The sequence below is a fragment of the Joostella sp. CR20 genome (genome assembly GCF_038433465.1).
Classification (GTDB): domain Bacteria; phylum Bacteroidota; class Bacteroidia; order Flavobacteriales; family Flavobacteriaceae; genus Galbibacter.
The window spans coordinates 58,236-70,859 of the sequence record NZ_JAESVF010000006.1; the positions used below are offsets into that span (position 1 = coordinate 58,236).

The window sequence follows — 12,624 nt, forward strand, 5'->3', positions numbered from 1 at the left end:
TCAAAGCTAAGTAAAAGCGATTAAAAATTTGAGATTTTTTCTAAGGTATATTGAATTAGTTTTTCGGTTGCTGAAGTTGGATTTTTAGAAAAATTCTTATTCGGACGATTTGCTAAAATACAATTCATAGAAACTGCTCGGTGTCCTAAAAGGTTTGATAAACCATATATTCCAGCTGTTTCCATTTCTAAATTAGTTATTTTCAGTCCGTTAAAATCAAAAGATGCTAGTTTGTCATTCAGAAGAGGATCTTGTGTGTCTAATCTTAATTTTCGAGATTGTGGTCCGTAAAATCCAACATTGGTAGCAGTAAACCCTAAATGAACATTTTTAGAAAGTAGTTGCTTTCCTAAAGATTCATTGAATTTAACTACATACGGTGTCGATTTTTCTTTAAACCATTGCGTATGCTTCACTATTTCTTCTTGAATTTCTTTGTGCTGAATATGTTCACTTTTATAAAAATGAAGTAAACTATCAAACCCAACGGCATATTCACTCATCAGAAAATCGTCTACTTTAATTTCAGGCTGTAAAGAACCCGTAGTACCAATTCGGATAATGTCTAATTGTTGTAAATTACTTTTAACGGCTTTGGTTTCAAAGTCAATATTTACAAGCGCATCGAGTTCATTAAATACAATGTCTATATTGTCGGTACCTATTCCTGTTGAAATGACCGAAATTCGTTTTCCATTTAAATAGCCCGTATGGGTAACAAACTCTCGTTTTCCTTTTTTGAGTTCAACCGAATCAAAATATTTTGAAACTGTTTCAACTCTATCGGGGTCTCCAACGGTAATGATGGTATTTGCAATATCTTCTGGACGTAGATTTAAATGGTAGATACTCCCGTCGTCATTCAGGATAAACTCAGAAGCTGGAATTTTCACTCGATTATAATTTTAGCAGTTGCGCACCATCTTCTACAAACAAAAAAGAATATTTTGGCGTTCCACCTAAATATTCTTTGTCATTCCTAATGATAGGGTAGTAGTTTTCGATAGCTTCGGCTACATTCACTCCGGTTTTTGTAAGTTTAACGGGGTTAAACGATTTAAAAAGCGGTCTTAAAGTAGTAGCCATTTTTGAGAATTGTATATCGCCAAAACCATAAACTCCTTGGTCTTTAAGCATTTCGTGTACAATTTCTTCTTTTGAATTTAATGTTTGCTGAATGCTTTTCTGAAGCATTTTGTTTTCCAATTCATTTAAACCATTTTTTAAGCTTGGAAATCTATGAATATGTGCTTCCATTGCTTTTGATAAATAACTTAGCTGACTTTTGTTCTGTTTGATAGCATTCTGCAAGCGAATTGGGTTATTTTCACAATAAAGTTGCCAAATATAATCGCCGTATTCAATATCATCTTTAGTGAGGTAAACTCTATTTTTATAAAGATTTTTAAGAGATTCTTGTGTTAAATCGGTAAGGGCATAAAGTTTATCGGAAGCATCTTCGTTTCCAGCGCAAACAATAGCTATGGAAGCATCGCTTCTGTTTTTTTTAAGCCAACTTAACATTGCAATCATGTTTACCTGACAAAATAAATCGTATTCAAACCAAAGTACAATTTCGTCTTGCGTTTTTTGATTGCAAAGATTTCGATACTCCTTCAAAGTTTTATTGATAAAGGTATCCTTGGTAATTTTATAGGCTCTGTTTAAATATTCGTAACGTTGTCGCCAAAAAGTTTCGCTCCCAACATCGTTGCTAGTTTTACCTTCGCATAGCATTTCTCGCCATGTAATAATATCTCCAGAAATGTTGAGTTTTTCTAAAACAGCAGTAAAGCTGTCGCCGTTTGTAATATGAAGTGTTTTAGCCATTTAGTTATAGGTTGAGGACTGTAAATGTATTAATTATGAATTAATAAACAAGAAAAGTTACGTTAATTCTTAACTGGAAATTCAATAAAATATTGAATACTTCTTGTGGTTATTGCCCTTCAAAACACATTAACCACCTACACGCTTTACTTTGAATCCTTTTTCTTTTAACAAATCCATAATGGTATCTCGATAATCTCCTTGAATGATAATTTTATCATCTTTAAAAGACCCTCCAACACTTAGCTTCGTTTTTAATTCTTTAGCTAATTTTTTAAAATCTTCAGTAGCGCCGGTGTACCCATCAATGATAGTGATGGGCTTACCTTTGCGCTTTTCATATTTACACAAAAGCGGATCTTCTTGCATCCAAATAGCATCTGGATCGGCTTCTGGTTTTGGTTCTTCCTTAAACTGATGGTCTGGGAATAAGTTTTTTAACTGATCTTGTAAATCCATTGCTGTATTAACTTCAGTATAATTTATTTTTTAATTAAGCCTAGTTCAATTAAACGCTCGTGTAAAAATTCACCTGCAGTGATATCTTCATAAAGTTTCGGGTGCTCTTCATCAATACAATTCTCTAGTACATTTAGTGGCATCTCACTCACAGGATGCATGAAAAACGGAATTGAATATCTAGAAGTTCCCCACAACTCTTTTGGCGGATTTATAACTTGGTGTATGGTAGATTTTAATTTGTTGTTCGTATGTCTCGAAAGCATATCTCCAACGTTAATCATCAATTCATCTGGCTCGGCAATAGCATCAATCCATTCGCCTTCGTGGTTTTGCACTTGTAAACCTCTACCTTGCGCACCCATTAAAAGTGTAATCAAATTGATGTCTCCATGCGCTGCTGCACGCACTGCATTTTTAGGCTCTTGCGTAATAGGAGGGTAGTGAATTGGACGTAAAATAGAATTTCCGTTTTTGATGTATTTATCAAAATAAGTTTCTTCTAAATTTAAATGAAGTGCCAACGCACGTAACACGTATTTCGCCGTTTTTTCTAGTTGTTTATAAGTTTCTTCGCCAACTTTATTAAAATTGTCAAGCTCTTTAACTTCTACATTTGGTGGATATTCTTTTTCGAGTTTTGGATCGTCTTCTACATATTGTCCGAAGTGCCAAAATTCTTTTAAATCACCTTCTTTTTTACCTTTTGCATGCTCTTTCCCAAAAGAAGTATATCCTCTTTGTCCGCCAATTCCTTCAATTTCATAAGTGTCTTTTACTTCCTGCGGAAGATCGAAAAACTTCTTAATTTCACTATATAAATTATCAATCAATGTATCCGACAAAAAGTGTCCTTTTAAGGCTACAAAACCAATTTCTTCGTATGCCTTTCCAATTTCGTTTATAAATTTTTGCTTACGAGCAGGATCTTCCGATAGAAAATCACTTAAATCAACGCTAGGTACTTTATTCATTTGTATAACATTTTAAGTAGCTGCCACTACATTACATAACAAATGTAACGATTTCTTAGGCGATTCAATAATTTCAAAAAGAACTTTTTACAATCACGAAAAACACTACGCGGTAATCTTATTTTTTCTACATTTGAGTATATTACTTCGGAAAAAACTCGCCAAGTAATAAGTTGAAAACATACGGATTAGAACCTGTATGATAAAATTTAATCTCACTTTGAAAATAAAGTTTGGGTTATGAATAAAGCTACTGACACGCATTTTTTTGAATACGACAACCGATTTGTAAGTAACGAAACGGCATTGAATCTTTATAAAAACATGCTTAAACCTAGATTAATTGAAGAAAAAATGCTGATTCTCCTCCGACAAGGAAAGGTCTCAAAATGGTTTAGTGGAATAGGGCAAGAGGCGGTTTCGGTAGGAGTGACGATGGCTTTGGAAACCGATGAGTATATTTTGCCAATGCACCGAAATTTGGGTGTTTTTACAACTAGAAATATTCCTTTATACCGATTGTTCTCGCAATGGCAAGGCAAGGCAAACGGATTTACAAAAGGGCGCGACCGCAGTTTTCACTTTGGTACGCAAGAATATAAAATTATCGGAATGATTTCGCATTTAGGTCCGCAGTTAGGCGTAGCCGACGGAATTGCTCTTGCCCATAAAATTAGAAATGAAGCAAAAGTTACCGCTGTTTTTACAGGAGAAGGAGGAACTAGCGAAGGAGATTTTCACGAGGCGCTAAATGTAGCTTCGGTTTGGTCGTTGCCTGTTTTGTTTTGTATTGAAAATAATGGCTACGGACTCTCAACACCAACTTCCGAGCAGTACAACTGCGAAAACCTTGCAGATAGAGGCGTTGGCTACGGAATGGAAGCGCATATCATCGATGGAAACAATATATTGGAAGTTTATACAAAAGTTAGTGCTTTGACAAAAAGTATGAGAGAAAATCCGCGTCCGATATTGCTTGAGTTTAAAACCTTCAGAATGCGAGGACACGAAGAGGCGAGTGGTGTGAAATATGTTCCGAAAGAGATTTTAGCTGAATGGAAGCAGAAAGATCCTATTAGTAATTACGTTCAGTTTTTAAAAGACGAAGCAATTTTAACTGAAGAAAATGATAAAGCGCTTCATGAGGAAATTCAGAATGAAATTGATGAAAATCTAGTTATTTCTTTTGCTGAAAATGAAATAACTCCTGATGTAACTAATGAATTAAATGATGTTTTTCAATCATTTAAAAATAAAGAAGTTACAAAATCAGAAGCAACGAATACTATTCGGTATATTGATGCGGTTTCTGAAGGTTTAAAACAAAGTTTAGAAACACATAAAAACCTCATTGTCATGGGGCAAGATATTGCAGAGTACGGCGGGGTTTTTAAAATTACGGAGGGTTTTGTTGAGTTATTCGGAAAAGAACGTATCAGAAATACACCTATTTGTGAATCGGCTATTGTGGCGACTGCTATGGGACTTTCAATAAACCAAATGAAAGCTGTTGTAGAAATGCAGTTTGCCGACTTTGTTTCAAGCGGATTTAATCCCATTGTAAATTATTTAGCAAAATCTTATTATCGTTGGGGGCAAAATGCCGATGTGGTTATTAGAATGCCATGTGGTGGCGGTGTAGGAGCAGGGCCATTTCATTCGCAAACCAATGAAGCTTGGTTTACCAAAACACCCGGACTCAAAGTGGTTTATCCGGCTTTTCCTCAAGATGCGAAAGGACTTCTAATTGCATCAATAAACGATCCTAATCCAGTGATGTTTTTTGAGCACAAAGCGCTTTACCGTACCATTACAGCCGAAGTCCCTACCAATTACTATACTACAGAAATCGGCAAAGCTTCAGTTATTTCAGAAGGGAAAGATATTACTATAATTTCCTACGGAATGGGTGTGCATTGGGCTTTAGATGTAATTTCAGAAAATCAAAACATTTCTATTGAACTTATTGATTTAAGAACACTTTGTCCTTTGGATGAAAAGACCATATATACTTCAGTAAAAAAGACAGGAAAAGTATTAATTGTACAAGAAGACACACTTTTCGGCGGGATTTCGAGCGATATTTCTGCTTTAATTATGGAAAATTGTTTTGAGTATTTAGACGCACCCGTAAAAAGAGTTGCGAGCTTAGAAACACCAATTCCGTTTGATAAAAACCTTGAAAATCAATATTTAGCAAAGAGTAGATTGCAAAATGCCTTAGAAGAATTGCAGAGATATTAGTTTAGACTGAAATTAAATATATGTTAATTTAATAAGTATTTACTTATATTTAACAGTTTTTATTTACCTTTATAGGTACATCAACAATAATTTTTTAAACTAAACAATCATGAAAAATAAGGCGTATATTTTTATACTGATGGTGTCTTTAGTATTAACATCTTGCGGACTTAGCAAAGAGAACAAAGACAACAGAAAAACCTTAGACGGTACTTGGAAACTTACAAACATTGACTATCAAAACAACGAAGGTTATTTTAAGTCGGTGCTTTTTGGTGATGTTTCTGCAAAGTGCTTTAAAGGAAGTGAATGGTTTTTCCGTTCAAACAATAGTACAGGGTACTACAACATTTTAGAGCCAGGGGATTGTTCTCCAGGACAACGTAACATTCGCTGGTCTATTCAAGACGATCCTAACGGAAATCCTAATCGTTTTCAATTTAAATTTATTGACGAAAAGAAAAATGACGTTGGAGGAGGATATGGTTATGTTTTCCAAATCAACTCATTATCTCCACAAACAATGGTGATTTCTGCGGATGCTCCTGTAGGATCTGAAACTGTTACAGTGGTATATGAATTTACAAAGATTGCATCGCTTAGATAAGCAATTAAACCAACCAAACGAACGAAAACTCTCTTAAGTTTTTAATCGACCAATAAAAAAAATAATAAAAAATAACAGATGAAAAAAATAATCTTAAAAAGCGGAATCGTATTCACTTCTTTACTGATGTTAGTAAGTTGTGAAGCTATCAAAAATTCGAATAACACACAGCGTGGAACTGCAATTGGAGCAGGTTCTGGAGCAGCTATCGGAGGTATTATCGGGAATAATGTAGGAGACGGAAACAACTCTGTACTTGGTGCTATTATTGGTGCTGCAGTAGGTGGAGCTGTTGGTAACAGAATTGGTAATAAAATGGATAGAAATGCTGAAGCAATTGAAGAAGCAATTCCAGGAGCTGAAGTAACCAGAATTGGTGAAGGTATCAATGTTACTTTTGATGAAAACAGCGGTGTGAAATTCGCTTTAAATTCTGCTGATATTTCTCCAGAAGGGCAAGAAACACTTAGAAAAATGGCAGAAGTATTTGTTGAATATGATGATACAAATATTTTAATTGAAGGACATACAGATAGTTCTGGAGCAGATTCTTACAATATGTCTCTTTCTGAAAAGAGAGCAAAATCTGTAAGAGATTTTCTTGCTTCAAACGGAGTATCTACTTCAAGAATGACAACAAAATGGTATGGTGAAACACAACCAAAATTCGATAATACTACAGAAGAAGGACGTGTAAAAAACAGACGTGTAGAACTTGGTATTGTTGCTAGTCAAGAAATGATTCAAGAAGCAAAATCAGAATAATTAAGTACTAATTTCAAACAAAAAGGTCCGATGAATATCGGACCTTTTTTTATATCAAAAATCTAGCTTTTATTTAGCCTTCATCTTTTCTTTCTTTTTGCGAAGTTGTCTTTCTAAATCGTCTGCAGCTTCAGCAATAGACATTTCAAATTTCTCATGAGATGCCTCAGCAAATAGGCGAGGACCAGGTACACTTACACGAATGTTACAAATTTTCCCTGTATCCTTAGCCGATGTATTTTCAGTTTTAAAAAACACATCGGCACGAACAATAAAATCATACTTATCTACAAGTTTTTGGAGTCTTTTAGCTGTTAACTCCTCCAGGCGACTGCTCGCAGCCACACTGTCATACTCAAAGTTTATTTGCATATTAACCAGTTTTTATTCCTTATTAAAAAAGCATCAATTACCTTGATGTCTTCCTTATAAATTTACTAAAATTAATAATGCTGAAAAAGGATTTTTACTTAAAGTATAATTAATTTTTTAGGCGGAATTGGTCTACAAATGTTCGGTTAGTTTCTTTACTAAATCATTTTTAGAAACCATTCCAGATTGCCTCCAAACAGAAGCTCCGTTTTTAAAAACCATAAACGTTGGCACACCTCTAACTTGAAAACGCGCAGCTAATTCTTGGTTTTTATCTACGTTAATTTTTATAATATTTACATTGTTTCCCATTACTTTTTTTACATCATCAAGTATTGGCATCATTGTTTGACATGGGCCACACCAATCAGCAAAAAAATCAATTAAAACAGGCTTATTAACATCTATTATATCTTTAAAACTACTTTTCATTTACGCTTTTTTATGGGTTTTAATTCTTATAAAAGAATTCACTTTAAATTAATACGATTGAAACTATATTTTGGTCGTTATTAACTTAATTTCCTTGCGTTTTTTCTGGATGTAAATACTTTTTCTCCATCCAAAATGTACCAAACGGAATAATTGAACAAAGTAACACTATAAATAATGTAGTTATTGACCATTTTAGCCTTCTATAAAATACAAAAGCCATCACTACGTATGCAATAAATAAGATTCCGTGGAGCATTCCTACAATTCGGTTTGGTCCTTGGATATCCATTAAATATTTTAACGGCATTGTTACTCCAAAAAGTAATAAATATGAAATTCCTTCAAGGATGCTAACAAGTCTAAAGTTCTTTATATTCATCGATATTTTTTTTACAAAAGTAAACTAGCAAAATTAGTTTACTGCGTTTAAAGTGTTAAAATAGCGCTTATTTTGGAAGCATATTTCCAAGCAGGAGGGAAGCCACAATCCATAAAATAATAGAAAGTAAGCCGCCAATAATTAAAAAATGTTTGAATTTATAAATCCCTAATCCGTAAATTAACGTATTAGTTTGATACCCCAAAGGCGTAAAAAAACTAAAATTGGCTGAGAATAAAACAGCAAGAATAAACGGTTTAAGTGGTAAATTACTAGCCGATGCTAGTGAAATGGCAATCGGTGTCATAATTATAGCTGTAGCGTTGTTGGAAATAATCCCGCTGAGCAACATGGTAAATAAAAATATGAGTCCGATTATAATTGTTGGGGCTTTTCCTGAGATTAAAGCTAATAATTGTGTAGATACCCATTGGTCGGCACCGCTGTTATTCATTGCGATACCAAGCGGTATCATCCCAGAAAGAAGGAAAATAATTTCCCAATTTATATTCTTGTAAACATTATTAAGCTGAATACAATTAAAAAAGAGTAATAAAAAACAGCCCGTTAAAGCACTTGCCAAAATAGGTAAAACGCCTGTAGCTGCAAGTGCAATAACAGTTATTAGTATTCCAAAAGTTAATGCCTTTTTATAGGCTGGAATGTTAGAAAACGTAGTATGTTCTTGTAAAACAGCCATGTTTTCTATCGTTCCTAATTCGTTAAGGTTTTCTTTTGGTATTTCAACCAATAAACGATCGCCCACTTTAAGTTTAATATGCTCGGCACTTATATTTAAGAGTTTGTCCTTTACATTTTTAATGTTTTTTCTTCGTTTGATAGCTAGTGGAATTCCACCTAAAAATGTTTTGTTTTTAAGTTCGTTGAGTGAACGTTTCAATAAGGGAGCACCTGGTAACATCAAAATTTCAACGATAGCATTTTGTTGCGCATCAAATTCGTTTTTTTCATTTTCAGATGTATTTTTTTCTTCGGAAACACTGTAATTATTCAGTATAACTCCTTGCATTCCTTTTATTTCCATTAAAATATCTAGATTACAAGAGAGTAGGAGCTTGTCGCCTTTTTTCAAGGTAATGTATTTCCCAGGAGCTTTATTTGAAATGCCATTTCGGGTTAATTTTAATAGCGTGATTCCTTCATTTTTAAACAGAAATGTATCTTCTATTTTCTTATCAATACAATTAGCATTTTCAGTAAACTCAATACTAGTAAGGAATTGCTCTAGTTCATATTCTTTGGTAATATTTTTTGAAGTTCCCCACGGAAGTAAAAAAGAAGTCAAAGTAATAAATACAATTCCAATGCCTAAAAATATCAATCCGTATAAAGAAAATTCAAAAAAAGTAAAGCGTTCCGCACCAAATTTAGAAGCAATGGAGTTGATAATTAGGTTAGTAGAAGTTCCCATAAGTGTACAACTTCCGCCTAAAATACCTGCAAAAGATATCGGTAAGAGTAATTTTGATTGTGATATATTATGTTTAATAGAAAGTTCTGCTAGAATTTTAATAAATACAATAACAACTGCCGTAGTGCTTATAAATGCTGAAATTCCTCCAGAAATGATCATGAATGTTGGAATTAATAACAAAAGCGGTAGCACTTTAAATTTCTTTAATCCGTTGGCTAACATTTGAATAATTCCGTTTTGTTCTAAAGCTATAGCAATTATCATTAAGCAGAGTACGGTAATTGTTGCAGAATTTGAAAATCCGCTGATAGCTTCTTCAGGAGTTACAATTCCGAAGAGTAACAGACTCACAATTATAAAGAAGGCAATTTTATCTACAGGAAATATTTCAAAGGCAAAAAATACAATTACCAAAGCTAATACAACGAATACGTATATAATTTCTATTGTCATGGCGGTAGAATGGTTGGTTGTATTAAATGTATTTTATTTTGATGGAAGTGAGATTTTAATTGTAAATACTTTAACACAAATAGGTATAGGAGGTATTTCTAAATATTCTATTTTACATAATATAAATTATAAAACAAAAATGTGTAATAAAAAAAGCTATCATGATTGATAGCTTTAATTTGTAAATAATTATATGATGATATCTATGCTTAATTAAGCGTTTTTAGATCGATTACAAAACGATATTTAACATCGCCATTTTCTAAACGTGTAAAAGCTTCATTAACTTCTGGTACGCTAATTAATTCAATATCGGCTGTAATTTGATGTTTAGCACAAAACTCTAACATTTCTTGAGTTTCGGCAATTCCTCCAATATTTGAACCAGAAAAACTTTTACGACCGTTAACAACATTAAACGCACCAACTTCAAGAGGTTCATTTGGAAGTCCAACTAACACCAAACTACCATCAACATTTAATGCTTGTAAATATGTATTGACATCGTGTTTTGCAGAAACTGTATCCAAAATCATGTCAAAACCACGAGCCGTTTTCATTTGCGCTGGATCTTTAGAAAGTATTGCAAAATCAGCTCCTAAGCGTTTAGCATCAGCTACTTTAGCTTCCGAAGTTGTAAAAACAGTAACTTCGGCACCCATTGCTTTTGCAATTTTAATTGCCATGTGTCCGAGGCCTCCAATACCAATAATTCCTACTTTTTTACCGGGTCCAACTTTCCAATGTTTTAAAGGTGAATACACTGTAATTCCTGCACATAATAAAGGTGCGGCCGCAGCTAAATCATCGAAATCTGGCATTTTTAAAACGTAATTTGCATCAGCAACTATACGTTCTGAAAATCCGCCGTAAGTCATACCACCCAAGTGTTTATCTGGAGAGTTAAATACAACTGTCCATCCTTCTTCACAAAATTGTTCTTCTCCTTCATTACATTGATGGCAATGTCCACAACTATCAACAATACAGCCAATAGCCGCAATATCGCCCACTTTAAATTTGGTGACTTCACTTCCAATCTTTGTAATCTTCCCAACTATTTCATGCCCAGGAACAATTGGATATGTAGTTCCTCCCCAATCATTGTGTACAGCATGTAAGTCGGAATGACAAATCCCGCAGTATAAAATGTCTATTTCTACATCGTTGGCAAGTAAACCTCTTCTTTTAATATCTATATTTTGCATCGGTGCCTCCGCGGCGTCTGTACCATATGCTTTTACAATTGTTGTTTCCATAGTGTTTTATTTAAATTTTATAATCAGAATCGCTTACTTTTTCCATCCAAGTAACCGCTTCTCCATTAACTTCTTCTTGAATTGCAATGTGTGTCATCGATTTATGTTGCGATGCACCATGCCAATGCTTTTCATTGGGTGCAAACCACACAACATCCCCTGGTTTTATTTCTTCTACTAGGCCTCCTTCGCGTTGTACCCACCCTACTCCTTCTGTAACTATTAAAGTTTGTCCGGCCGGATGTGTGTGCCAAGCTGTTCGGGCTCCTGGAGTAAAGGTTACTTTTGCTCCTGCTGCCTTTGTAATTTCAGGTTGTTGCGTAAATAAAGGGTCTATTTGTACAGCTCCAGTAAACCAATCGTCTGGGCCTTTGACTGTGGCTTGTGCTCCATTTCTAATGATTTCCATATACTTATATTTATTTTATAAGAATTAAAACTTGAGTAGAGAACAAAATTACAAACAGTAGGTAGGGAATCTGCAATAATTATCAAACCAAAAAATATGATTTTCAAACAATAAATTAACTTCGGAAAGCTTTAGGGGTTGTATTGGTGTGCCTTTTTATAAAGTTATTAAAATATGTTGAATATTCAAATCCAAGGGCGTAGGCAATTTCGTTTACATTCCAATTTGTATGCTGTAACAAGGCTTTTGCTTCGTGTACAATTCGCTCTTGAATATGCGTAGAAGTAGATTTTCCAGTAATCTCTTTTACAGATCGATTGAGATGATTTACATGTACCGATAAAACTTCGGCATAATCTTTTGCACTTCGGAGTTTTAAAGGATTATCGGCAGTTTCAATTGGGAACTGACGCTCCAAAAGTTCTAAAAACACTGCGGTTAACCTAGCTGAAGCATTCATTTGTAATAGCTCGTCTTTTACAGGTTCTATTTTTAATGCCTCATGAATGATTAAGTGGATGTAGTTTCTAATTAAATCGTCTTTAAATGTATAGTCTGAAGCTTGTTCCTGAAGCATTTTTTCAAAAATAGCTTCTAAATTTTCTTTTTGCTGCTGATTGATTTTTAATACAGGAGTTCCATCAATTTTAAATAATGGTGATTGTAATATGCTTTCTGAACGATCGGATATTTTTAAAAATTCTTCGGAAAACAAACATGTAAATCCGCGGTAGGTAGTAGAAATAGTTTCCCACGAATAAGGAATGTGTGGATTGCCAAAAAACAACACAGTTCCCTCCTGCTCAAAACTTTTATCAGCATAATGAATTTTACTCTTTCCTGTGGTTAAACAGATTTTATAAAAATCTTTCCGACTGTAAACTTTTGTTGCATTTCCATCGCTCTCAATCTGAAAAACATTAAAGCCTTTTAGTTTGAGTTCGTTGTTAAATGAAGAAACGGAACGTGTGTTTTTATTTTCCATGTACAAAATTAAGAAATT

General features: G+C 33.9%; 14 protein-coding genes. 3 read left to right on the plus strand and 11 right to left on the minus strand.

Annotation, left to right across the window (positions count from 1 at the left end):
- Nucleotides 1-20 precede the first annotated feature (20 nt).
- From JMA43_RS09460 to JMA43_RS09475, 4 genes are all read right to left on the minus strand, one after another.
- Nucleotides 21-893, minus strand: a complete 873-nt coding sequence (locus tag JMA43_RS09460; protein WP_342156259.1) for a nucleoside phosphorylase — start codon at nt 891-893, stop codon at nt 21-23.
- A gap of 4 nt (nt 894-897) precedes the next feature.
- Nucleotides 898-1,830, minus strand: coding sequence for a DUF1835 domain-containing protein (locus JMA43_RS09465; RefSeq protein WP_342156260.1), 933 nt, complete (start codon nt 1,828-1,830; stop codon nt 898-900).
- A 129-nt stretch (nt 1,831-1,959) separates the two neighbouring features.
- On the minus strand, nt 1,960-2,289 hold the full coding sequence (locus JMA43_RS09470; protein WP_342156262.1) for a translation initiation factor: 330 nt from the start codon (nt 2,287-2,289) through the stop codon (nt 1,960-1,962).
- A gap of 23 nt (nt 2,290-2,312) precedes the next feature.
- Nucleotides 2,313-3,263 (minus strand): isopenicillin N synthase family dioxygenase, encoded by a 951-nt coding sequence (locus JMA43_RS09475; RefSeq protein WP_342156263.1) that lies wholly within the window; start codon nt 3,261-3,263, stop codon nt 2,313-2,315.
- Between the two features lie 240 nt (nt 3,264-3,503).
- Between JMA43_RS09475 and JMA43_RS09480 the strand changes: the two genes are divergently transcribed.
- From JMA43_RS09480 to JMA43_RS09490, 3 genes are all read left to right on the plus strand, one after another.
- On the plus strand, nt 3,504-5,507 hold the full coding sequence (locus tag JMA43_RS09480) for an alpha-ketoacid dehydrogenase subunit alpha/beta (protein WP_342156264.1): 2,004 nt from the start codon (nt 3,504-3,506) through the stop codon (nt 5,505-5,507).
- Nucleotides 5,508-5,616: 109 nt separating this feature from the next.
- The gene (locus JMA43_RS09485; protein WP_342156265.1) at nt 5,617-6,114 is read left to right on the plus strand and encodes a lipocalin family protein; all 498 of its coding nucleotides are present in this window, start codon (nt 5,617-5,619) and stop codon (nt 6,112-6,114) included.
- A gap of 78 nt (nt 6,115-6,192) precedes the next feature.
- The gene (locus tag JMA43_RS09490) at nt 6,193-6,879 is read left to right on the plus strand and encodes an OmpA family protein (RefSeq protein WP_342156266.1); all 687 of its coding nucleotides are present in this window, start codon (nt 6,193-6,195) and stop codon (nt 6,877-6,879) included.
- A gap of 69 nt (nt 6,880-6,948) precedes the next feature.
- Here JMA43_RS09490 and hpf read toward each other — a convergent pair whose 3' ends face one another.
- The 7 genes from hpf to JMA43_RS09525 form a co-directional block, all read right to left on the minus strand.
- On the minus strand, nt 6,949-7,251 hold the full coding sequence (gene hpf, locus JMA43_RS09495) for a ribosome hibernation-promoting factor, HPF/YfiA family (RefSeq protein ID WP_342156267.1): 303 nt from the start codon (nt 7,249-7,251) through the stop codon (nt 6,949-6,951).
- 132 nt (nt 7,252-7,383) lie between these two features.
- Nucleotides 7,384-7,683 (minus strand): thioredoxin, encoded by a 300-nt coding sequence (gene trxA / locus JMA43_RS09500; protein WP_342156268.1) that lies wholly within the window; start codon nt 7,681-7,683, stop codon nt 7,384-7,386.
- 85 nt (nt 7,684-7,768) lie between these two features.
- A complete protein-coding gene (locus JMA43_RS09505; protein ID WP_342156269.1) occupies nt 7,769-8,065 on the minus strand; it encodes a DUF3817 domain-containing protein in 297 nt (98 codons plus the stop codon).
- A 67-nt stretch (nt 8,066-8,132) separates the two neighbouring features.
- Nucleotides 8,133-9,953 carry an SLC13 family permease gene (locus tag JMA43_RS09510; protein WP_342156270.1) on the minus strand — a complete coding sequence of 607 codons (1,821 nt, stop codon included), beginning with the start codon at nt 9,951-9,953 and terminating at the stop codon, nt 8,133-8,135.
- Nucleotides 9,954-10,162: 209 nt separating this feature from the next.
- The gene (locus tag JMA43_RS09515) at nt 10,163-11,212 is read right to left on the minus strand and encodes an NAD(P)-dependent alcohol dehydrogenase (protein ID WP_342156271.1); all 1,050 of its coding nucleotides are present in this window, start codon (nt 11,210-11,212) and stop codon (nt 10,163-10,165) included.
- A gap of 10 nt (nt 11,213-11,222) precedes the next feature.
- Entirely contained in the window at nt 11,223-11,621 is a 399-nt protein-coding gene (locus JMA43_RS09520) for a (R)-mandelonitrile lyase (RefSeq protein WP_342156272.1), read from the minus strand.
- Nucleotides 11,622-11,736: 115 nt separating this feature from the next.
- Nucleotides 11,737-12,606 carry a helix-turn-helix domain-containing protein gene (locus JMA43_RS09525; RefSeq protein ID WP_342156273.1) on the minus strand — a complete coding sequence of 290 codons (870 nt, stop codon included), beginning with the start codon at nt 12,604-12,606 and terminating at the stop codon, nt 11,737-11,739.
- Between the last annotated feature and the right edge of the window lie 18 nt (nt 12,607-12,624).

Coding starts and splice junctions, on each gene's coding strand:
- JMA43_RS09465 (WP_342156260.1), bottom strand. CDS start 1,830: ATGGCTAAAACACTTCATATTACAAACGGCGACAGCTTTACTGCTGTT.
- JMA43_RS09470 (WP_342156262.1), bottom strand. CDS start 2,289: ATGGATTTACAAGATCAGTTAAAAAACTTATTCCCAGACCATCAGTTT.
- JMA43_RS09475 (WP_342156263.1), bottom strand. CDS start 3,263: ATGAATAAAGTACCTAGCGTTGATTTAAGTGATTTTCTATCGGAAGAT.
- JMA43_RS09480 (WP_342156264.1), top strand. CDS start 3,504: ATGAATAAAGCTACTGACACGCATTTTTTTGAATACGACAACCGATTT.
- JMA43_RS09485 (WP_342156265.1), top strand. CDS start 5,617: ATGAAAAATAAGGCGTATATTTTTATACTGATGGTGTCTTTAGTATTA.
- JMA43_RS09490 (WP_342156266.1), top strand. CDS start 6,193: ATGAAAAAAATAATCTTAAAAAGCGGAATCGTATTCACTTCTTTACTG.
- hpf (WP_342156267.1), bottom strand. CDS start 7,251: ATGCAAATAAACTTTGAGTATGACAGTGTGGCTGCGAGCAGTCGCCTG.
- trxA (WP_342156268.1), bottom strand. CDS start 7,683: ATGAAAAGTAGTTTTAAAGATATAATAGATGTTAATAAGCCTGTTTTA.
- JMA43_RS09505 (WP_342156269.1), bottom strand. CDS start 8,065: ATGAATATAAAGAACTTTAGACTTGTTAGCATCCTTGAAGGAATTTCA.
- JMA43_RS09510 (WP_342156270.1), bottom strand. CDS start 9,953: ATGACAATAGAAATTATATACGTATTCGTTGTATTAGCTTTGGTAATT.
- JMA43_RS09515 (WP_342156271.1), bottom strand. CDS start 11,212: ATGGAAACAACAATTGTAAAAGCATATGGTACAGACGCCGCGGAGGCA.
- JMA43_RS09520 (WP_342156272.1), bottom strand. CDS start 11,621: ATGGAAATCATTAGAAATGGAGCACAAGCCACAGTCAAAGGCCCAGAC.
- JMA43_RS09525 (WP_342156273.1), bottom strand. CDS start 12,606: ATGGAAAATAAAAACACACGTTCCGTTTCTTCATTTAACAACGAACTC.